The following is a 20,291-nucleotide window of genomic DNA, read 5'->3' on the forward strand; positions in this document are numbered from 1 at the left end:
AGGCCGGGGAAATGGTCCTGGAGATTACTCGGTGGGAGCGGTGGCGATGGCAGCCTCGAACTTCTCGGTGTACTCACTCTTCACGCTGGCGGCCCAGACGGCGTCATAATCGATGACGGAGACGGAGTCCAGCGTCACCAGACCGTCGGCCACGGGAGCCTTGGTGTTGGTGGGAACACGGAAGGAGTTGTTCTCAGCGTACAGGCCCTGGCCGGCCTCGGAGCACATCCAGTCGATGAACTTCTTGGCATTCTCCTGCTCGTCGGCGGGGCCGCCCTTGATCAGCGCGGTGGCGCCGATCTCATAGCCGGTGCCGTCAGAGGGGAAGGACAGCTCGATGGGATAGCCCTCGGCGGTGGGCTGCAGGCCGTCGTGAGAGAAGGTCAGAGCAATGGCAGACTCGCCCAGGGCCACGGAGTTGGGAGCGGCAGCGCCGGACTTGGTGTACTGGGACATGTTCACGTTCAGCTTGGTCAGGTAATCCCAGACCGCGTCGTCCCCCTTCAGCTGGACCAGCGTGGCCAGAACGGTGTAGGCGGTGCCGGAGGTGGCGGGGTGCGCCATGATGATCTCACCCTGATACTTGGGGTCCAGCAGGTCATCCCAGCTGGTGGGATAGTCATAGCCCTTCTCCTCGAACCAGTCCTTGTTGCAGGCAAAGGCGATGGCGCCCACGTAGATGGGGTTCCAGGTGCCGGTGGGATCGATATAGGTGTCGGGGGTGCTGCTCAGCTCGGGGGACTGATAGGGCTCCAGCAGGCCCTGCTCCTCGGCGGCGATGTAGTTATCGGTGGAGCCGCCGAACATCAGCGCGGCCTGGGGATTGTCCTTCTCGGCGGCCACACGGGTCAGCATCTCACCGGCGGACAGGCGGATGTAGTTGATTTTGATGCCGGTCTCTTTCTCAAAGGCGTTGAAATAATAGATGACCTCGGCCTCGGGGAATGCGGTGTAGACAGTCAGTTCGTTGCTGGAGGGAGCCTCCGCAGATGTGTCGCCGCCGGTGGAGGGGTCCTCAGTCTTCTTGTCGCCGCCGCAGGCGGTCAGGGCCAGCAGCATCACAGCGGTCAGAAGCAGTGCGAATATGCGTTTGGTGGATTTCTTCATAGCTTGATTCTCCTTTTCATCCGTTTGGTTTTGGGACTATTTTTGATTCCATGACCTCATGGAAAGGGGAACGGTATCAGGCGTCCAGACGGCAGAGCGCCCAGATGGCATTGTGGTCGGACAGCTCCGCGCCGGTAAACGCCTCCAGCGCGGAACCGGGCTTTGCGTAGGTCAGGTCCTCCCTGGCGGTGGAGACCATATGGCTCTCCGTGGCCGCAGCGCCCTTCAGCAGGATCCAGTCCAGCCGCAGCGGCAGAAAATCGCCGCCCGGCAGGGGCTTGCGGCGGGTCAGCTTCGGCTCCTCCGGGACGATCTGATACCCGTCCGCCGCGGACATGGGCAGCAGTTCCTCAAAGGAGAAAACATCCTCCAGACAGCGGCGGCGCATCTCCGGGTCGGTGGCGATGTCTCCAATGTCCTCCTTGTCCCGGCCATCGAAGGTGTTGGTGTTCAGGTCGCCGCCCAGGATCACCGGCATATCCGGCAGCTCCCGGCGGACCGCTTCCAAAATCGTCTCCATCTGGACCCGGCGGCCCTCGCCATGGGTGCGGTTCTCCAGGTGGATGGACACCACGCCCAGGGGCCTGCCGCCGACATCCAGCTGGGCGTATACCGCCAGCCGTCCGCCGATGCGCTTCTGGCGGTCAAAATACCAGTTATATTGCTCCGGCAGGCGGATGACGCCCGCCCGCGTGATGGGCCAGCGGGAGAATACCGCGTTGCCGTGGAAGCCTTTTTCGTTCTCATCGTTTACCAGCTCGATGAATTCCAGACCCCAGGCGTAGTTCAATCCAAAGGCCTCCGCCAGTTCCCGGGCGGTGTTCCTGTTGCCGGACCGGGCGCAGCCGTCGTCCAGCTCATTTGCCAAAATCACATCAAAGGGCTGAATATCCGGACAGTCCCGCAGGAACTCCTGGATCTCCGCCAGATGGACGCCCCGCTCCATATTGAACATCAGAACGCCCAGCTGTTCCGGCACGACAGCCGGCGGCGCCACGAAATTATCTGTTTCCGCCTCCGAGAACTGCGGGATGCGGGCCATCACATCGTTTTGACTGTGGGTGTCCAACAGGGCCCCCAGGTTTTTTCGCTCAGAAAGAGGAATACCTCTCATACTTATGACCTCTCCTTATCTTCCATTCTGCGGCAGGTGTCCCGGATCATCAGCTCCGGCGGGAGGGTGTCCGCCGTCTGGCCGCTGCGGCCGTCGATCTGTGCCAAAAGCCGCTCCACAGCCAGCTGTCCGGTGCGGGTGTGGCTCTGTGAGACAGAGGTCAGCCGCACATGGCGGAGCCTGCCGAAAGCGATATCGTCGAAACCGATCAGGGAAAAATCCTCAGGGACCCGCAGACCGCCCGTTTCAGCAGCGTTGAGGATGTTCAAAGCGATGATGTCCGTGTAAGCGATCACCGCGTCAAAGGCGCGTCCGTTTTGCGCCCCACCCGCCGGCTGCCGGCGGAACCACTGCCATAGACCGGCCATCTGCTCCGTGCCGACGATTTCCCGGGGAATCAGGCCGTGGCTCAGCAGGGAGCGGCGGTAGCCGTTCAGCCGGAGCTCCAGCGTCCGGGAACCCACCCGGCCGCCTGCAAAAACGATCCGGCGGTGGCCCAGATGGTACAGGTATTGAGCCGCCTCATAGGCGCCGCGGTCATTGTCTACCTCCACATAGCTGCAATCGGGGGTGTGGTTATTTCCCAGATAGACGCAGGGCAGACTGCCGATCAGGGCCTTATGCCGCGCCTGGGACTGGGGAGAATGGGCGGAGATCAGCAGGCCGTCCACCTGCTGGGAGAGCATCCGCCCCACCGCTTCCAACTCATATTGCGGATCGTGGAGGGTGTTTCCCAACAGCACGCGGTAGCCATGCGCGGAACAGTACTGCTCGATCACAGCGCACAGGGCTGATAAATAGGGGTCGGAGATATCCGTGACGATCACGCCGATGGTGTGCGTTTTCTGTCCGGACAGCCCCCGTGCGACGATGTCCGGCACATATGCCAGCTGCTCACAGGCTGCGCGCACACGCTGCTTGGTCTTTTTGCTGATGGCCGGATGGTCGTGCAGTGCCCGTGATACCGTTGTCGGACTGACCTTTGCAAGCTTTGCGACGTCGTAAATCGTAACTCGTTCCATAGACAGAGTCCTCACCCGTACGGCATGTCAAACCGGGACAAGAGTGCTGCGCCTCCGCAGGTTATGCAACCGTGTTCTTTTTAAAGGATAGCATGATTCGGAAAATGTGTCAACAAATGAGAACATTTTCTACAAGTTACCCAATAAGTATGGGACTGTTTTTGTGCAAATTTTGGACACGGCTTTGCGTTGTGTTTTTTGACGCTTTCCTTTATAATAGCAATATAGCGTAAAAAATTTTGAATTTTTTCAAACTTTTGTTCAAAATGCGCAAATCTTTTTGCAGATGCAAAGAAATGCGCGATGTGTGGATCCTTTTCGGTTGCACAAATTATGCAATCGTGTTCATACACGGATGGGAGACTAACTATTAAAAGTCAAGTCTAAATTTTGGAGGGATGCCATGAACAAGACGGCTGCAAAAGGGCATAACAAGGCAGACGTCCTTTGGGGACGCCACGGAGTTAGAAGGTCAAGTTAAGCTGCGGGCCGGTATGCCTGCCCAGACTTCTCCATTGCGTAGATCAGCCGCACCAATTTCTTTGCCGCATGAGAGAGCGCCACATTGTAGTGCTTACCTTCTGCACGCTTCTTGGCGAGGTAGGCCGCAAAGGTAGGGTCCCAGTGGCAGACATACTTGGTGGCATTGTAGAGGGCAAAGCGGGAGAAATCCCCCACCTCGGCCAAGATCATGGCTCCCATGCGGAAACCCATGCCAGGAATGGTGGTAATGGGAGAGTTTATCTGTTCCATGATTGCCTGAATGGAAACCTCCACCTCGTCAATTTCCGTATCCAGTTCCTGAATGAGATGGATGGTGTGCCGGAGCTCCAAAGATTTGGCTGGCATAACCGATCCAACAGAAGTCCTGGCGGCATCCCGGATAGCAAGGGCCATATCTCGCCCGTAACGGCCCTTGGAGGCGTCACCCAGGAGATACTTCAACCTGGTCAGATTAGCCTCTGCAATCTGCCTGGCACCGGAAAACTCATCCAAAAGGGCATAGACTGAAGCCATATGCAGTGTTGGAACCAACTTCTCCAACTCCGGGAACAGGATACAAACCAACCGGGCAATGGACTGCTTCAGTTTAGCCCGTTCTCTGACCTTGTCAAAACGGTATCTTGTGAGTGACTTCAGTTCCTCGTTGTGGTATACTGTGTCCGTGTAGGGCTTGAGGCCCACATCGGACATGAGCATAGCCGCAATGGTGCGTGCGTCAACTTTATCGGTCTTAGTCTTCCGCAAGGATAGGCTTTTTCGGTAGAGATTGGTGTGCAGGGGATTCAAAACATAGGTTGCCAGACCGTTGTTGAGAAGGAATCCCAAGAGGTTATAGCTGTAATGCCCGGTTGCCTCAAGACCTACTTTTATTTTGTCCTCTGGGGTGGTGACTGAGCGCAGCCGATCCAGCAGGCAGCGAAATCCGTCCATAGAGTTGGGGATGGTGAACACTTCTGCCAGAACCTCCCCCTCTGAACTGAGAATGAAACAGTTGTGCTTGTCCTTTGCTACATCAATTCCAACATAGATCATACGCAAAACCTCCGCCTTTAAATTGTTGGATGCTGAATCCACAGAGCCTTTGCCTTGTAACCTCGTTCCACATCAATCGTCTGACGGTATCTAACTGATTAACAAAACTGCAAAGGGCTGTGGTTGGAGCCTCCCATGAACCGTCTGTGCGGTAGGTATGCAGCACCAATCCACAGCATCCCCTACAGTGTAGCATACCCCTGGAGAGGGGGCTATAAATACTACTCTTTAATAATACGAGGTATGCATGAGTACTGTCACGATCAAGGACATTGCCAGACTGGCCGGGGTCTCCCACTCCACCGTGTCGCGGACGCTGAACGGCTCGCCCAATGTCAGCGAGGAGACCCGCAGAAAGATCCTGGCACTCTGCCATCAGTATGGCTACCAGGTCAACCAGCTGGCCAGAAGCCTCAGCGCGGGCCGCTCCGACATTATCAGCTGCATCCTGCCCGGTCTGGACAACCCCCTCTTTGCGGAGATGGTGCTGAAGCTGGAGCAGTATGCGCGCCAACGCGGCTATCACATCATGGTCTGCCATGGGCGTGTGGAGGACCCCGATATCAGCCAGCTGTTTGACTTCCTGATCGGCCACCGTGTGGCAGGCATCATCCTGTTCAGCTCATCGCGGCAGGCACCGGAGTTGATCCAGCGGTATATGAACCGGGTACCCATCGTGCTTCAGGGGATCTATGATGTGGCCGCCGCGCCTGCGGCGGTGCCGGCGGTCACCACAGACAATCTTGTGGGAGGCCGGATAGCCGCGGAATACCTGTATGGCCTGGGGCACCGCCGGGTCGTCTATTTGGGCATGCGGCAGAGCAGCGTTTCCCATTCCCTTCGGTGCGAGAGCTTTACGGATACCGCCCGGCAGCTGGGGATGGCAGTGCGGCTCATGCCCAACGAGACCCTCTCTTCCACCATTGATGTGGGATATCATCTGGCGAAGCAGATTTTTCTGGATGGCCTCCAGGAGACGGCGATCTTTGCATCCTGTGACAGTATCGCATTGGGCGTCATGGCCGCCGCCAAGGAGTTCCATATCTCCATTCCCCGGGATGTCTCCCTCATGGGATTTGACAATATCAGCTATGCAGCCTATCCCCAGATCCGCCTGACCACCCTGGACCCCTGTAAAAAAGAGCTGATGGAGGGGACGGTGGAGTATCTGCTGGAGCGCCTGGACGCCCCGGAGCGTTTCGGGCCGGGGATCCGTTTGATTCGCCCGGTGCTGCTGGAGCGCAGCACCTGCGGCCGGGTCTGAAATGAGGCGCCTGAAAAGGGCGGAGGATGCTTCGCGGCATCATCCGCCCTTTTGCGCTTCCCTGCATTCCCGGAGAGGAACGCCTTCACTGGATGCCATTTTGGGGAGCGCCCTGTGCAGCGCGGCGGCGGACCGGCGTTCTGCAAAAGCTCCCCCGCGCAGAGCCGGATGTTCTGCGCGGGGGAGTTGTATTTCTTATAAATAACTTGAAAAGTGGCAAATCCACTTTTCAAGTATCACAGCGCATGTGCGATGTGACAGGCCACGGACCGCGGCCTTGATTTGCATTTCACAGACAATCCCTGTGCGCTTTACGCACAGCGGGCATCGCCCGCTTGAAAAATCCCGTGCGTTTTTTCGAGTTAATGGACTATATGGGGGCACTCTGCAAAGAGAGGCGGCCTTAATAGAATGCCTGGATATAGTCCAGAACATCCTGGCGGGTACTCTGGAAGGGGCCGGGGGTCTCCATTTTCAGGGACACCAGGGCCGTGCAGTATTGCAGCGCCTCAGCGATGTCCGCCCGCTGACGCTCGGTGATGTAGCCGGCAAACGTGGTGTCGCCGCGGCCGGTGCGCCCGGAGAGGTTTCGGGCCTTGATGGGGCAGGTGTAGATGTTCTTGCCGTCATAGGCCAGGACCTCGGTGTTGTGGGTGATGAGGACCTCCCTGGCGCCCCAGCTGTACAGCAGCTTGGCGGCCTCCGCCCGGTCGGTGAGGCCGGTGAGGATCTCCGCCTCGGCGGCGTCGGTCTTGAGATAGTCGATGCAGGGCAGGTACTTCTTTTTCTCCGCCCAGTCGTGGAAGGCCATGGTCCTGTCGGCCTCCACATGCCGCAGCAGACACTGGACGTCCACCGCCACCTTGCCGTGCCTGGCTGCCTCGGCAAACAGCGCGCCGTCAAAGTCGCCATAGACCAGACCTGCGAAGTGATAGATCTTCGTTTGGATATCCGGCAGTTCGTCGAACCGGAACGGGTCGCAGACACCCATGGAGGTGCAGGACCGCTTTTCCTTGTCGGCGGTGAAATACTGATTGCGGATGGAACAAGTTTCCTTGGAGGGCTTCCAATATACGTCGGCGCCGGAGTTGAAGAAGCGCGCCTCCACATCGGCATCGGCGGGGTTCAGCTTGGTGAACAGCGCGGTGCGGTTGCCGCTTTTGGCGGCGGCAAAGCTGGAAGCCACGACTGCGCCGCCGACTTCCCTGCGCTCGTTGCCCTGGTAATCGATGTTGTGGTCCAGAGACACCGGCCCAATGACCAGCACATCATATTGTTTCCCCATAGTTTCCTCCTTGTCGTAAATTGTAAAAATAAGTTTATCATAAACTGTTCACCGGAGCAACGAAAAATTCCCGGTCCCAAAAGAGATAGAATATATGGATTCAAATATGAAACAATAAAATTTCATTCCAAATTTGTTGCTTTATTGCGGGGGGTCTGATATAATTCCAAAATAAACCAAAGGGTAAAAAACATGAGGATGGAATTGAATTTGAAGAGTAAAAAGCAGTTGACAGACGACGCATCTGAACAAATTATACAATTGATTCTCGACAATAATATGCAGCCGGGAGAACGATTGCCAAATGAGGCCAATTTAGCTAAAATGTTAGGGATTGGGCGAAGTACGCTCAGAGAAGCTGTGAGAAGTCTGGAATCCAGAAATATACTCAATGTACGCCAGGGTTCTGGTACGTATGTCTCGGACAAAAGGGGAATCCCGGAAGATCCGCTGGGACTGGTATTCATGTACGGAAAGGACGGAGGGGTTGAACTAGCGCTGGAGTTGATGGAGGTCCGCCTTCTTCTGGAGCCGGAGATTGCATCTATGGCCGCAGCGCGGATCACTCCGGAACAGGAGAAAAAATTGCTCCGTTTGCATGAAATGGTACTGGCAAAGACATACAGCAAGGATGATTATACGGACCATCTGAAAGCTGAGACCGCCTACCATGGCTATATTGCGGAATGCAGTGGAAATGGTGTGGTAAAAAACCTGATCCCTATTATCAACTCTTCCATCAGTTTAGCTATCACTACTTGGGATGCGGAGCTTCGGGAGGCAGTGACGAAGGAACATACTGTTTTAACAAGGGCAATATGCCGGCATGATGCGTTGGGAGCAAAATTTGCGATGATCGCGCATTTGACCAGAAGCCGGGAGTTCTATATTGCTGCAAAAGCTGAGAAAGAGCGGGCGCAGGAAATCAAATATTTAAAAAAGAATTGCAATTAGATACAAAAGCCATTGTTAAAATGACTGGCCAGTAAATAAAATGGGTCATGGTCTTGACCTGATTTCAAATACGCTGATTTGTGTAAAAGGGCTCCCTTCTCTGATTTTTGTTGAATCGGGGAAGGGAGCCTTTTGGCGGATATCAGAAGCTCCGGCGATGGGACTCCGCAGGGCTTAACCGAAAGATACGAATGGAACAGGCGGCCATGCTATTTGCGGCTGGCTATACAGCGGACTGCCGTTTTAGACGGGAGCATTGTTTTCTGTCATATGAGACCGGGAAATAAGATCCGTCCGGCGTTCCGCGCGTTTAACACCGTCATCAAGAGATGTACCGGAGCCCGGACGGTTGTTCCGCAGTGATTGCGGGCCGCAATATACCGGCAGGCGGTATCGAATGAAATCGGAAAGGCGGAGTATGAAACAATTACAGCGGTTCGGAAAACACGGCAGGACAGCAGCTTTTGCGATTGCTGAAGATGTTAAAGCGGATCGGTAGTCTTACGCCAATGGAATATTGCCACTGCAGGTGAAAGACAAATTGCCGCCTGTAAGCCTTGTTTTAAAAGGATTCATGATACGCCGGATGGGAGCGTCTGGTACTGTTGAAGCAGGAGAGAATGTCAAGAGACATCCTCTCCTGCTTTATTTTGGGATAGAGATATTCTTTTATGAAGAGATCCTGATTGGAAAACTGGCCGGGGGATGATGAATGAAGATGAAAGAACACTTTGATTCAAATGGGTGCGAAGGACTCCAGGCTTTTAGGACAACAGGTTGGCGGACGTTTTTTCTTTTACAGCAAAATAAAAGTCGGATGAATTTTTAGAAGATATACAAAAAAATATGTAAAAAAATATTAAATACGACAAATATTGCAGGAGATAAAAGAAATAAATTGACAAATAAGAGAGAAAAAGATATGATGTATCCGAAAATAGATATGATGAATTTTGGGGAATCCATATCTATTCTATGTCAGAGGCAGACATCTCATTTATGGGCAGCGGAGGCTAAAAATTATGGTGATCCGCGATGATGATGGATGCTTTGAAAGGAGGAGCGAAGGAGACACAGCAGTTCACGAAGCAGAGAGAACGTAAATGATGAGCAGATGAAAAGAAAGGTGGAAAAAAGATGAAGAAAAGATTGTTTGCATTGGCTATGGCTCTGATGGTTCTTGTTAGCATGACGGCGTGCGGGGGTGGAGACAAAGAATCCACTGAACCCGGCGCGGAGCCGGCGGCGGACGATGGTACCGTATATACCCTTTCCTGGGCGCATTCCTCTTCAACCAATGACCGCCTTGCGCTGGCAACTGAAAAGATGGCGGCAGAACTGGAAGAAGCGTCTAATGGCAGACTGAAGATCGAACATTATCCCGCTTCCCAGCTGGGCGCCGAGCGCGAGATCCTGGAGGGCATCACCCTTGGAACAATTGACTGCGCCGTGATTTCCTCTGCCGTTGTGGCGAACTTCGCCCCCTGCGTCAGCGTCGCATCCATGCCCTATCTGATTGACGAGCGCGAGGTGGGCTGGGCTGTCTATGACGGCGAGTTCGGCCAGATGCTGGGCGCAAAGACTGAGGAAGAGGCCAACTGGAAGTTCCTGGGCTGGGCCGAGAACAGCCTGCGTATGTTCTCCAACGCCAAGAAGGAGATCCATACCCCCGCCGACATGGTCGGTCTGAAGATCCGCACCCAGGAGAATGATATCCACATGAAGATCGTCAACGACCTGGGCGCTTCCGCGACTCCCGTTTCCGCCGCGGAGCTGTACACGGCGCTGCAACAGGGTACCGTGGACGGCCAGGAGAACGGCGTTGCTCTGACTTACGCCCTGGGCCTTTCCGAGGTCGTCAACTATATGACCTATCTCCCCCATATCTATGATCCCTATCTGGTCTGCATGAGCAAGGCCGCCTGGGACAAGCTGCCCGCTGACCTGCAGGAGCTGATGGCGGAGTACGGCGCCAAGTACTGCCAGTATGAGCGCGAGTTCAACCAGCAGAACGACGAGGAATATCTGAAGGTCATGGAGGATGCCGGTCTCCAGGTCTACTATCCCACTGAGGAAGAGAAGCAGCAGTTCGTTGCGGCTACCGCCGACGTGGAAAACCTTGTCCGTGAGAAGGTCGGCGACGAGCTGGTGGAGGCGTACAAGGAAGCTGTAGCGGCGGCGAAGTCCTGATAGCCGAGAGAGATAAAAGCATATGAAGAAACTTTTAGATTTTATTGATAAAACACCCATCACAAAGTTTTTGGCGAGCATTTTGATCATGGCCATGGCGGTTATCATGTGCATGAACGTGATTTTGCGGTACATCTTCGGCTTTTCCTTCAACTGGGGCGATGAGATCCTGCGGTATATGAGCATTTACTGCTCTTTCCTGGGAATTGCTGCCGCGTTTCGCTATGGTTCCCATATCGGAATCACCGTTTTCGTGGAGAAGCTTTTCCCGGAGCGCACCCGCAAGTTTTTCAGACTGCTCTCCGATATTGTCACGATCCTTTTCATGGTAGTGCTTACCTGGTTCGGCTTTGTGCTGACCCGCCAGATCATTGCCAGTGGACAGGCGTCCGCTGCAATGCATCTCCCCATGTATCTGATTTATGGCATCGTGCCTGTCAGCAGTATCCTCTCTATCGTTCAGATGCTGCTCCAGATCTTTCGCCACAAGTCCTATCTCTATCCCCGTGAGTGATGGCGGCGTGGGATGCTATACGTAGAGAATAAATCGGTTGTGATGAGGTGCAAGATATGATTGCTACATTATTCGTTGTTCTGGCGATTTTGATCGTGGTGGGGGCGCCGATTGCAGTATGCATCGGCGCAGCCCCCATGATGTCCATGGTCGTGGGCGGACAGGCGGAGCAGCTTTTCCTTGCGGCACAGCGCATGGTGACCGCTTTGGACTCAACTGTTTTGATCGCGATCCCCATGTTTGTACTGGCCGGCGTCATTATGGGCAAGGGCGGCATTTCCCAGCAGATCGTCAACGTCTGCTATGAGCTGCTGGGATGGATGCCTGGTTCCCTGGGCGTCGTCACAGTTGTGGCCTGTATGTTCTTCGCCGCTATTTCCGGTTCGGCGCCCGCTACTGTGGCGGCTATCGGCGGCATTTTGATCCCGCAGATGATCGACGATGGGTATCCCGCCGGCTTTGCGGCCGCGCTGGCGGCCTCGGGCGGCATCATCGGATGTATCATTCCGCCCAGTATACCATTTGTCAACTATGCGCTGATCACCGGCTGCTCTGTCAGCGAACTGTTTGCCGCCGGCGTATTGCCGGGCGTCCTGATGGGCGTGGCGCTGATTATTATTGATGTTTACTGCGCCGCCAAGTATGGCTGGGGCAGCCGCAACAAGGGAATCAATCTGGGCAGGCTTTGGCGTGCGTTCCGCAGCGCCATCTGGGCCCTTCTGATGCCCGTCATCATCCTTGGCGGCATCTATTCCGGCCTGTTCACTCCCACCGAGGCCGCTGCTGTCGCGGCGATGTACGGATTCCTGGCCTCTGTCTTTATTTATAAGGGCGTCAAGATGTCCGAAATGATGGACCTTGCCTTTGAGGCCGTCAAGACCACGGCTTCCATCATGTTCATTGTTGCGACAGCCAATATTTTCGCCTATGTTGTCACGAGACAGCAGGTCCCTGCGAAACTCTCCAACATGGTGCTGAGTGTCACGGATAACCTCTTTATCATCCTCTTGGTCATCAATATCATTCTGCTGATCAACGGCTGCTTTATGGAGACGACCGCTTCCACCTATATTTATACCCCGATCTTCTACCCACTGGTCGCCGCGCTTGGATATGACGCGATCCAGTTCGGCGTGGTCATGGTGATGAATCTTACCATGGGCCTGATCACTCCGCCGCTGGGCATCAATCTGTTTGTGGCTACCGGTGTTGACAAGCGCGTGGTATTCGCGGAGCAGGTAAAACGGGTAATCCCAATGTTTATAGCCTTGGTCGTTGTTTTGATGCTGGTCACCTATATTCCCGACATCTCCCTGCTCTTGGTAAGAATGATGCGAGCCTGATGGAGAGAGTATTTGGCTGATATAGAAATCTTACAGATATTCGGAAATTCTAAAAGGAGTGGTTAAGCAATGAAAATCTGCGTCTTGGGCGCCGGCGGCATGGGCTCCCTGTATGGAGGAAAGCTCTCCGCAGTCCCCACCAATGAGGTTTGGCTGGTGGATGTGTACAAGGATCATGTGAAGAAGATCAACGAGGATGGCCTGTGCATCCAGTGCGATGGCAAGGATACATACTACAAAAACGCAAAGGCCGTTGAGGATTCTTCCGTGATCGGTCCCTGCGATCTGGTCATCATCTTCGTCAAGGGAACCGCTACCCGTGCCGCTATCGAGGCCAACAAGGGTCTGTTCGGACCTGATACCATGGCACTGACGGTGCAGAACGGCCTGGGCAATGCCGAGGTGATCGGCGAGATCATCGGCTATGACAATGTGGCCTGCGGAACGACGGAACAGGGCGCCCGCATGCTGGCTCCCGGCAAGATTCTGGACATGAACAAGGGAGTTGGCAAGACGGTAATCGGTGATATCCACGGACAGGTCACCCCGCGTATTGAGGCTGTGGGCGCAGTTTTGCGTGAGGCCGGGTTTGAGACGCATGTCTCTGAAAGCGTGAACGGCCTTATCTGGGACAAGCTGATCGTGAATGTGGGAATCAATGGCTGCGCCGCTGCTATGAACTTGACCAACGATGAGCTCTGGTCTATCCCGGAGGCGAATGTGATCCATGTAGCGGCAGTCAAGGAGGCTATCGCGGTTGCCCGTGCTCTGGGTGTCAAGCTGAGCTATGAGGATCCTTTGGCTCACGTGAAGGAAGTTTGCGGCTTTACGGTTGGCAACCAGTGCTCCATGCTGCTGGATGTGCTGAATGAGCGCCCCACTGAGATCGACCTGATCAACGGTGCTGTGGTTCGAGAGGGTAAAAAGCTGGGCGTGCCCACACCGGTGAATGAGATCATTGTGGATCTGGTGAAGGTAAAGCAGCGCAAATACGGCAAGCGGTAAAGCATATGAGCGTCCGAAATGATAAGCGGATCGTAGTTTTCATTGGGCATTTCGGCAGTGGAAAAACAGAATGCTCTGTTAACTATGCACTGCGTGTCCGCCAGGAGACTGGCGCTAAGACCGCTATCGCAGATCTGGATATTGCCAATCCATTTTTCCGCAGTCGTGAAAAAAAGGAAATGATGGAGAAACTCGGCGTTGAGAATCTTAGCAACCTGTATGGAAAAATGATTACAGATGAGGTCCCCGCACTGGATCCGGCTATCCGCCGCCCGTTGGAGAACAAGGAATATCGGGCGGTCGTGGATGCAGGCGGCGATCCTTCCGGTGCAAAACTGTTGATGCAGTTCCAGGACCTTCTCCGCGTAGACGACTGCGATGTTTTCGCGGTGGTGAATGCGAATCGGCCTATCACCGCTACCGCAGAAAAGGCAATTCCGCTGCTGAAGCAGATGGAAGCGACCAGCGGCCTGCGGATCACCGGGATTTTTAATAATACACACATGATTCGACAGACAACCATTGACGATATTTTAAAAGGGTATCGGTTGGCAAAGCAAATCGGCGATCAGTTGGGCGTACCGGTCAAATACAGCAGCTGCGAGGAACATCTTCTGGATGCCCTGAAGGAGCGAATTGCCAGAGAGCCTATTGAAGGGGAGATTTTCCCCCTTCATCTGGAGATGCGCGATAGCTGGCTGGATCAACAAGTTTAAGGACGATGGCGCGAGTCATGTCTTGGTGCGAAGCACCAAATTACTACCTGGGTTGAAAGGAGAAAAAATAAAATGGCAAAAGGCATTCTAAAGTTTAATTCGGACAAATGCAAAGGATGTGGACTGTGCGTGAAATTCTGCCCCAAGCATATTCTTGGGCTCGACACGGAAGAGGTCAATGCACTCGGCTACCATCCTGTGGGTCTGCTGGAGCCTGACAGTTGTGTCGGCTGCGCTACCTGTGCGATCATGTGCCCGGATGGCGTTATCAGTGTCTATACTGAATAAAGGGAGGATTTTGCGAAATGGCTGAAAAAATTTTGATGAAGGGTAACGAGGCGTTCTGCGAAGCGGCAATGCGCGGCGGTGCAAGATTCTACTTTGGTTACCCGATTACTCCGCAGAGTGAGATTCCTGAGTACATGGCGGCACATATGGACGAGATCGGCGGCTGCTTTGTACAGGCTGAGAGTGAGCTGGGCGCTGTGAATATGGGAATCGGCGCAGCGGCCGCCGGCGGCAACGTGATGCTCTCCTCCTCTTCTCCCGGCATTGCCCTGATGCAGGAGGGAATGAGCGGACTTTGTGTTTGCCATTTGCCTATCCTGCTGGTCAGCGTTTCCCGTGGCGGCCCCGGCATCGGCGACATCCGTCCTTCTCAGGCCGACTACCGTCAGGCTACCCGGGGCGGCGGCAATGGCGACTATCACCTGATTACGTTTGCTCCCACCACGATGCAGGAAGCTGTTGACCTGATTTATGAGGGCGTTGCATTGGCGGACGAATACAGAAATCCTGTCTGCATCTTGTGTGACGCAATGATGGGCCAGATGATGGAGGCTGTTGAGCTGCCGGAGCACAAGGAGCCCGTTATGGGCGACGCGGCAATTCGCGCTTATAAGCCGTGGGCGCTGACTGGCCAGGGTGACCGTGCGGAAAAGAACCGTATCCACGCAATGCCCTGGTCTCCTGAGGAGCTGCAGGAGAGCAACCTGGAGCAGAAGGTCTACTATGATAAGGCGGAGAAGAACTTGGTCCGCTATGAGACCCGTGATCTGGAAGATGCTGAGGTCGTTTTTGTGTCCTATGGTACGCCTGCCCGTATCACTACGGAAGCCATGGAGATGCTGAAGGCCGAGGGAATCAATACTGGCATGATCCGTCCCATCAGCGTGTGGCCGTATCCCTACGCCGCATTTGACGAGATTGGCCCCAAGACAAAGGTCATCATCTCTGTTGAGCTGAGCCTTGGCCAGATGATGGAAGATGTTAAGCTGGGCGCCAATGGCCGCTGGCCCGTGAAGCTGATCTCCAGAACGGGCGGCGTGTTGTTCTCTTCCCAGGACATCGTGGATGAGACGAAGGAAATTCTGAAAGGAGTGAAGTGAGGTATGAAGACCGTTTTTGAATACACAAAGGGAATGGAAGAGTCTGTCAGCACCTCCTATTGCCCGGGCTGCACGCATGGTATCGCCCATCGCTTGATCATGGAAGTTCTGGAAGAAAAGGGAGTCTTGAAGGATACCATTGGCATCGCTCCCGTGGGGTGCTCCATTGCGGCTCCCAGATTCATGAAGGTGGATATGATCGAGGCGTTCCATGGCCGCGCTCCCGCGGTGGCTTCCGGTGTGCGCAGAGTCCATCCGGATAAGTACATTTTCACCTATCAGGGAGATGGCGACCTGACCTCCATTGGCGGCAACGAGATCCTGCACGCTGCCGAGCGCGGTGAAAAGTTCAGCACGTTCTTCATCAACAATGCCATTTACGGAATGACCGGCGGACAGATGGCGCCTACCACGCTGATCGGCCAGAAGGCCACCACCGCTCCTATGGGCCGCTATGTGGAAAAGCACGGCATGCCCCTGAAAATGAGCGAAATTATCGCGCAGTGCGAGTGCGCGGTCTTTGTTGAGCGCGTTGCTTTGGATACTCCCGCACATGTTCGGCAGGCGAAGAAGGCTGTGCAGAAGGCTTTTGAAGTGCAGGAGAAGAGACTCGGCTTTGCTTTCGTGGAGTTCCTGTCCACCTGCCCGTCCAACTGGGGCGTGCCGCCTGCTAAGGCCCCCGATTGGCTGGCTGAGAATATGATTCCCTATTATCCACTTGGCAACTTCCGTTGCCCCGAGGAGGTAAAATAAATGGCTACTACAAAATTACTGATTGCGGGTTCCGGCGGCCAGGGCGTTATGGTCATGGGGCAGATGATTGCAAAGGCCGCGATTTTGGAAGGGAAAAAGGTTACATACCTGCCGTCCTACGGCCCGGAGATGCGCGGCGGCACTGCGAACTGCAGCGTCATTGTGTCTGATAATGAGATCAGCTGCCCGGTTATCAACGCACCCACGGATATCGTTGTTATGAACCTGGCGTCTATGCGGAAATTTGAGGGTAAGCTGAGCGCCGGCGGCAGAATGTTCGTCAACCAGTCTTTGATTACGCAGGATTCTTCCAGAGATGACATCGAGGTCCACAAGGTGGATGCGGTTGAGATCGCAAAGAAGCAGCTTGGGAATGAAAAAACCTCCAACATGGTTATGCTGGGCGCCATCGTCAGAATGACCAAGGTTGTGAAGATGGAGAGCATCCAGAAGGTTGTGGAAAAGACGTTCGCCGGGAAGAAGGCGGCTATGATCCCGCTGAACCTGGAGGCTCTGGAAGCCTGGCAGGCAGACTAAGACTAACACAATGACAGGGCCTACGCGGCGATCCGCTGCGGAATTGCCGCGTAGGCCCTGCGTTTAAACCACGTTTGGAGGAAACAAAAATGCCACTGATGACAGGCGATCAATATGTGGAGAGCATCCGCAAAATGAATTGGAACATCTACATGGCGGGAAAGAAAGTTGAAAACCATGTAGACAACCCTGTTTTACGGCCTTCACTGAACTGCTTACGGCTAAGCTACGATATGGCACTGATGCCGGAGTATGAGGATCTGTTAACAACTACGTCGAATCTGACTGGCCACAAGATCAATCGCTTCAGCACGATCCATCAGAGCGTTGATGACCTGATCAAGAAGAATCAGATGCAGCGCCTGATGGGACAGATGACCGGCTCCTGTTTCCAGCGTTGCGTTATCTGTGATGGCTCCAATGCCCTGTATGCGACCACTTATGAAGTGGATCAAAAATACGGAACGAGCTATTTTGAAAATTTCAAAAAGTTTATGATTCACGTGCAGGACGAGGATCTGATCGTGGGCGGCGCTTTGACGGATCCCAAGGGCGACCGGACGATTCCGCCCAGACAGCAGGAAGACCCCGATATGTATCTGCATGTGGTCGAACGCAGACCGGATGGTGTAGTTGTTCGCGGAGCAAAAGCGCATCTGACGGGAATTACAAATGCGCATGAAGTCTTTGTCATGCCGACCATGGCGCTCAAACCCGGCGATGAGGATTATGCGATCGCATTTGCTGTGCCTTGTGACACGCCGGGCATAACCATGATCGTAGGCCGTCAGAGCTGCGACACCAGAAAGCTTGAAGGCTGTCCGATCGATTGTGGAAACGTAAATTATGGCGGAGTAGAGGCACTTACAATTTTTGACAATGTATTTGTGCCCAATGAGCGCATCTTCCTGAACGGGGAGACGGAATTTGCCGGAGTCGTGGTGGAACGCTTTGCAGGGTACCACCGCAACAGCTATGGCGGCTGTAAGTCCGGCGTGGGAGACTGCGTTATTGGCGCAGCGGCCCTTGTAGCAGAGTATAACGGCGTGTCGAAGGTGTCCCATATCAATGACAAGCTTATTGAGATGATCCATTTGAATGAGACGCTGTATAGCTGCGGTATCGCAAGCGCCACGCTGGGAACCAAAACCGCCGCGGGAAATTATTATATCGATAACCTGCTTGCCAATGTCTGCAAGCAAAATGTTACGCGCTTCCCCTATGAGATCTGCCGGCTCGCTGAGGATATTGCTGGCGGTATCATGGTCACCGCACCTTCCGAAAAAGATCTGCGCAACGAGGTGACCGGCCCCTATATTGAGAAATATCTGAAGGGCGCCAACGGGGTCGATGCAGAAACGCGCCTGCGTGCATTGCGCCTTGTTGAGAATCTGACGCTGGGAACCGCCGCCGTGGGATTCCGGACAGAGTCCATGCATGGCGCGGGCTCTCCCCAGGCACAGCGCATTATGATCCGGAGGCAGGCCGACTTGGAGGGCAAGAAAGCTTTCGCAAGGCATTTGGCGGGAATCAAAGAGTTCTAATAGCATAAGAAGAGTGCTGCTGGGATGGGATGCTGGCGGCTCGATATGACCGCCGGTATCCTGCCCCATATTGGCAGGGCGATTTGTACAGATTTCGTAGAACTAAACTGCAGGAATTGAATGTATGAACTGTTGCGTTTTACAGGGTAGTCCGAGGAAAGATGGAAATACAGAACAGCTGCTGAACTCCTTTTTGGCAGAGTGGATAGTTTGCGGTAATACTTATAAAAAAATATGGCTATATGAAAAACAGATTTTGCCCTGCATAGCATGTCGAAAATGTCAGCAAGATTGGTCGGTTTTTGGATGTCAGCAACGGGACGATATGCAATATATCTTCGATACGATATTAGCTTGTGACCTGATCTTGTTGGCTACCCCGATTTATTCTTGGTATTGTACACCGCCCATGAAGGCAATGCTGGACAGGCTGGTGTATGGAATGAATAAATACTATGGAGAGAGAAAAGGTCCAGCGCTATGGGAAGGCAAGTATTTGGCACTGTTAACCACCTGTGGCTATCCACCAGGGAAGGGAGCGGACCTGTGGACCCAGGGAATGCAGCGATATTGCAAGCATTCCAAGCTGGTTTTTCAGGGAATTTTGGCAGAGCATGATCATGGCTACCAGTCAACCTTTATGACAGAAGAAAAAGCACTGCATGCGAGGCAATTCGCACGTTTCCTAAGCGGGAAAGCTGAACGATCAAAATAGACGAATCTATTGTGAGTTATGAAGCGCTGACCATGATCGTGAATGTTCTTTTAAATAATCAAAATTCAAGAGGGAGTATAGGATTATGACGTTTGAGTTTACTAAAGAACAAGAAATGCTGCTGAAAATGCTAAAAGAATTTTCAGCAAATGAGGTGGCACCCCTTGCGGATGAACTCGATAAGACCGGACGCTTCCCCCAGGAGACCGTTGAAAAGATGGCGAAACTGGGACTGATGGGACTCAATGTTCCAAAGGAATACGGCGGCGCAGGTCTATCCGATGTTTGTAAGGTAATGGCGATTTCTGAGATCGCCAAGGCGTGCGCCAGCACGGCTGAAATGTTCGCAGTGCATCTCTTGGTGAACTACATTATCACCAAGTTCGGCAATGAGGAACAGAAAAAGAAATATCTGGGCATGGCATGCTCCGGCTATGTGGGGGCGTTTGCATTGACCGAGCCCAATGCCGGTTCTGACGCCGGGTCTCTTCAGACCACAGCTGTGGCAGACGGAGACTATTATGTGCTGAACGGCTCCAAGTGCTTTATCAGCAATCTCGGCAAAGAAGAGGGCGCCTATGCCGTAGTGATTGCCCTGACAGATCGTGTGAAAAAGAATCACGGTGGTATGACGGCTTTCCTGGTTGACAGAAATACTCCGGGCTTTGTAGTCGGTAAGCTGGAGGAGAAGATGGGAATCCATGGAGCGTCTGTCTCCGAGTTGATCTTGCAGGATTGCCGGGTCCATAAGAGCACGATCCTGGGTAAGGTCGGCGACGGTTTCAAGGTTGCCATGGGCGGCTTGGACAGCGGCCGCATTGGTATTGCCGCGCAGGCCTGTGGTGAGGCAGAAGCCGCTTTGAATGCTGCTGTTGAGTATGCGAAACAGAGAGTTCAGTTCGGCAAGCCTATTGCTGACAAGCAGGGATTGCAGTTTTATCTGGCGGATATGGCTACTCGTGTTGAGGCGGCCTATTTGCTGACTTACAAGGCGGCAGAATTGCTGGACAACAAAAAGTACGCAGGAAAGAATGCCTCTATGGCAAAATACTATGCTTCTGAAACCGCGAACTGGGTTGCCGCAAAGGCATTGCAGATCCATGGCGGCTATGGCTATATGAAAGATTATGCTATTGAGAGAATCTACCGTGATGCCCGCATTTTGACCATTTATGAGGGCACTTCTGAAGTTCAGAAGACCGTTATTTCCCGTGCATTGCTCAAGTGAGATAGGAGGTAAAGGTAAAAATGAAGATCATTGTTAGTATTAAGCAGGTTCCCGATACCTCCGGCAAGGTGGCAGT

General features: G+C 53.8%; 19 protein-coding genes. 14 read left to right on the forward strand and 5 right to left on the reverse strand.

Annotated features, from left to right (window positions below):
• Positions 1-24 precede the first annotated feature (24 nt).
• The 4 genes from Q0Z71_RS12565 to Q0Z71_RS12580 form a co-directional block, all read right to left on the reverse strand.
• Positions 25-1,107 (reverse strand): ABC transporter substrate-binding protein, encoded by a 1,083-nt coding sequence (locus Q0Z71_RS12565; RefSeq protein WP_298023211.1) that lies wholly within the window; start codon positions 1,105-1,107, stop codon positions 25-27.
• A gap of 76 nt (positions 1,108-1,183) precedes the next feature.
• Positions 1,184-2,221, reverse strand: coding sequence for an endonuclease/exonuclease/phosphatase family protein (locus Q0Z71_RS12570; protein WP_298023213.1), 1,038 nt, complete (start codon positions 2,219-2,221; stop codon positions 1,184-1,186).
• A 2-nt stretch (positions 2,222-2,223) separates the two neighbouring features.
• The gene (locus tag Q0Z71_RS12575; RefSeq protein WP_298023215.1) at positions 2,224-3,243 is read right to left on the reverse strand and encodes a LacI family DNA-binding transcriptional regulator; all 1,020 of its coding nucleotides are present in this window, start codon (positions 3,241-3,243) and stop codon (positions 2,224-2,226) included.
• A 477-nt stretch (positions 3,244-3,720) separates the two neighbouring features.
• The gene (locus Q0Z71_RS12580; protein WP_298023217.1) at positions 3,721-4,779 is read right to left on the reverse strand and encodes a transposase; all 1,059 of its coding nucleotides are present in this window, start codon (positions 4,777-4,779) and stop codon (positions 3,721-3,723) included.
• 247 nt (positions 4,780-5,026) lie between these two features.
• Between Q0Z71_RS12580 and Q0Z71_RS12585 the strand changes: the two genes are divergently transcribed.
• The gene (locus tag Q0Z71_RS12585) at positions 5,027-6,043 is read left to right on the forward strand and encodes a LacI family DNA-binding transcriptional regulator (RefSeq protein ID WP_298023219.1); all 1,017 of its coding nucleotides are present in this window, start codon (positions 5,027-5,029) and stop codon (positions 6,041-6,043) included.
• A 403-nt stretch (positions 6,044-6,446) separates the two neighbouring features.
• Here Q0Z71_RS12585 and Q0Z71_RS12590 read toward each other — a convergent pair whose 3' ends face one another.
• The gene (locus Q0Z71_RS12590) at positions 6,447-7,328 is read right to left on the reverse strand and encodes a PfkB family carbohydrate kinase (protein WP_298023221.1); all 882 of its coding nucleotides are present in this window, start codon (positions 7,326-7,328) and stop codon (positions 6,447-6,449) included.
• A gap of 210 nt (positions 7,329-7,538) precedes the next feature.
• Here Q0Z71_RS12590 and Q0Z71_RS12595 point away from each other — a divergent pair, with 210 nt between their 5' ends.
• The 13 genes from Q0Z71_RS12595 (at position 7,539) to Q0Z71_RS12655 (ending at position 20,215) form a co-directional block, all read left to right on the forward strand.
• The gene (locus tag Q0Z71_RS12595; protein ID WP_298023223.1) at positions 7,539-8,282 is read left to right on the forward strand and encodes a FadR/GntR family transcriptional regulator; all 744 of its coding nucleotides are present in this window, start codon (positions 7,539-7,541) and stop codon (positions 8,280-8,282) included.
• A gap of 1,137 nt (positions 8,283-9,419) precedes the next feature.
• On the forward strand, positions 9,420-10,472 hold the full coding sequence (dctP, locus tag Q0Z71_RS12600) for a TRAP transporter substrate-binding protein DctP (protein ID WP_298023227.1): 1,053 nt from the start codon (positions 9,420-9,422) through the stop codon (positions 10,470-10,472).
• Positions 10,473-10,494: 22 nt separating this feature from the next.
• The gene (locus tag Q0Z71_RS12605) at positions 10,495-10,986 is read left to right on the forward strand and encodes a TRAP transporter small permease (RefSeq protein ID WP_298023230.1); all 492 of its coding nucleotides are present in this window, start codon (positions 10,495-10,497) and stop codon (positions 10,984-10,986) included.
• 56 nt (positions 10,987-11,042) lie between these two features.
• Positions 11,043-12,329 carry a TRAP transporter large permease gene (locus Q0Z71_RS12610; RefSeq protein ID WP_298023234.1) on the forward strand — a complete coding sequence of 429 codons (1,287 nt, stop codon included), beginning with the start codon at positions 11,043-11,045 and terminating at the stop codon, positions 12,327-12,329.
• Positions 12,330-12,398: 69 nt separating this feature from the next.
• Positions 12,399-13,334: a ketopantoate reductase family protein gene (locus tag Q0Z71_RS12615; RefSeq protein WP_298023239.1), complete on the forward strand. Its 936-nt coding sequence runs from the start codon at positions 12,399-12,401 to the stop codon at positions 13,332-13,334.
• A gap of 5 nt (positions 13,335-13,339) precedes the next feature.
• Positions 13,340-14,050, forward strand: a complete 711-nt coding sequence (locus Q0Z71_RS12620; protein ID WP_298023242.1) for an ATP-binding protein — start codon at positions 13,340-13,342, stop codon at positions 14,048-14,050.
• 72 nt (positions 14,051-14,122) lie between these two features.
• Positions 14,123-14,338 (forward strand): 4Fe-4S binding protein, encoded by a 216-nt coding sequence (locus Q0Z71_RS12625; protein WP_298023244.1) that lies wholly within the window; start codon positions 14,123-14,125, stop codon positions 14,336-14,338.
• A gap of 17 nt (positions 14,339-14,355) precedes the next feature.
• Positions 14,356-15,438 (forward strand): 3-methyl-2-oxobutanoate dehydrogenase subunit VorB, encoded by a 1,083-nt coding sequence (vorB, locus tag Q0Z71_RS12630; RefSeq protein ID WP_298023247.1) that lies wholly within the window; start codon positions 14,356-14,358, stop codon positions 15,436-15,438.
• A gap of 3 nt (positions 15,439-15,441) precedes the next feature.
• Complete coding sequence (locus Q0Z71_RS12635; protein ID WP_298023250.1) at positions 15,442-16,191, forward strand: thiamine pyrophosphate-dependent enzyme; 750 nt, start codon at positions 15,442-15,444, stop codon at positions 16,189-16,191.
• The gene (locus Q0Z71_RS12640; RefSeq protein ID WP_298023252.1) at positions 16,192-16,728 is read left to right on the forward strand and encodes a 2-oxoacid:acceptor oxidoreductase family protein; all 537 of its coding nucleotides are present in this window, start codon (positions 16,192-16,194) and stop codon (positions 16,726-16,728) included.
• An 89-nt stretch (positions 16,729-16,817) separates the two neighbouring features.
• Positions 16,818-18,272, forward strand: a complete 1,455-nt coding sequence (locus Q0Z71_RS12645) for a 4-hydroxyphenylacetate 3-hydroxylase family protein (protein ID WP_298023255.1) — start codon at positions 16,818-16,820, stop codon at positions 18,270-18,272.
• A gap of 124 nt (positions 18,273-18,396) precedes the next feature.
• Positions 18,397-18,987, forward strand: a complete 591-nt coding sequence (locus tag Q0Z71_RS12650) for a flavodoxin family protein (RefSeq protein WP_298023258.1) — start codon at positions 18,397-18,399, stop codon at positions 18,985-18,987.
• Between the two features lie 85 nt (positions 18,988-19,072).
• A complete protein-coding gene (locus tag Q0Z71_RS12655) occupies positions 19,073-20,215 on the forward strand; it encodes an acyl-CoA dehydrogenase family protein (protein ID WP_298023261.1) in 1,143 nt (380 codons plus the stop codon).
• The last annotated feature ends 76 nt before the right edge of the window (positions 20,216-20,291 follow it).

It is taken from the genome of uncultured Dysosmobacter sp., assembly GCF_947631635.1.
GTDB lineage: Bacteria > Bacillota > Clostridia > Oscillospirales > Oscillospiraceae > Oscillibacter.

Bases quoted from the DNA above. Each gene is read 5' to 3' on its own strand.
- Q0Z71_RS12610 (WP_298023234.1), top strand. From the start codon at position 11,043: ATGATTGCTACATTATTCGTTGTTCTGGCGATTTTGATCGTGGTGGGG.
- Q0Z71_RS12575 (WP_298023215.1), bottom strand. From the start codon at position 3,243: ATGGAACGAGTTACGATTTACGACGTCGCAAAGCTTGCAAAGGTCAGT.
- Q0Z71_RS12620 (WP_298023242.1), top strand. From the start codon at position 13,340: ATGAGCGTCCGAAATGATAAGCGGATCGTAGTTTTCATTGGGCATTTC.
- Q0Z71_RS12645 (WP_298023255.1), top strand. From the start codon at position 16,818: ATGCCACTGATGACAGGCGATCAATATGTGGAGAGCATCCGCAAAATG.
- Q0Z71_RS12625 (WP_298023244.1), top strand. From the start codon at position 14,123: ATGGCAAAAGGCATTCTAAAGTTTAATTCGGACAAATGCAAAGGATGT.
- dctP (WP_298023227.1), top strand. From the start codon at position 9,420: ATGAAGAAAAGATTGTTTGCATTGGCTATGGCTCTGATGGTTCTTGTT.
- Q0Z71_RS12570 (WP_298023213.1), bottom strand. From the start codon at position 2,221: ATGAGAGGTATTCCTCTTTCTGAGCGAAAAAACCTGGGGGCCCTGTTG.
- Q0Z71_RS12615 (WP_298023239.1), top strand. From the start codon at position 12,399: ATGAAAATCTGCGTCTTGGGCGCCGGCGGCATGGGCTCCCTGTATGGA.
- Q0Z71_RS12585 (WP_298023219.1), top strand. From the start codon at position 5,027: ATGAGTACTGTCACGATCAAGGACATTGCCAGACTGGCCGGGGTCTCC.
- Q0Z71_RS12590 (WP_298023221.1), bottom strand. From the start codon at position 7,328: ATGGGGAAACAATATGATGTGCTGGTCATTGGGCCGGTGTCTCTGGAC.
- Q0Z71_RS12565 (WP_298023211.1), bottom strand. From the start codon at position 1,107: ATGAAGAAATCCACCAAACGCATATTCGCACTGCTTCTGACCGCTGTG.
- Q0Z71_RS12635 (WP_298023250.1), top strand. From the start codon at position 15,442: ATGAAGACCGTTTTTGAATACACAAAGGGAATGGAAGAGTCTGTCAGC.
- Q0Z71_RS12655 (WP_298023261.1), top strand. From the start codon at position 19,073: ATGACGTTTGAGTTTACTAAAGAACAAGAAATGCTGCTGAAAATGCTA.
- vorB (WP_298023247.1), top strand. From the start codon at position 14,356: ATGGCTGAAAAAATTTTGATGAAGGGTAACGAGGCGTTCTGCGAAGCG.
- Q0Z71_RS12605 (WP_298023230.1), top strand. From the start codon at position 10,495: ATGAAGAAACTTTTAGATTTTATTGATAAAACACCCATCACAAAGTTT.
- Q0Z71_RS12580 (WP_298023217.1), bottom strand. From the start codon at position 4,779: ATGATCTATGTTGGAATTGATGTAGCAAAGGACAAGCACAACTGTTTC.
- Q0Z71_RS12650 (WP_298023258.1), top strand. From the start codon at position 18,397: ATGAACTGTTGCGTTTTACAGGGTAGTCCGAGGAAAGATGGAAATACA.
- Q0Z71_RS12640 (WP_298023252.1), top strand. From the start codon at position 16,192: ATGGCTACTACAAAATTACTGATTGCGGGTTCCGGCGGCCAGGGCGTT.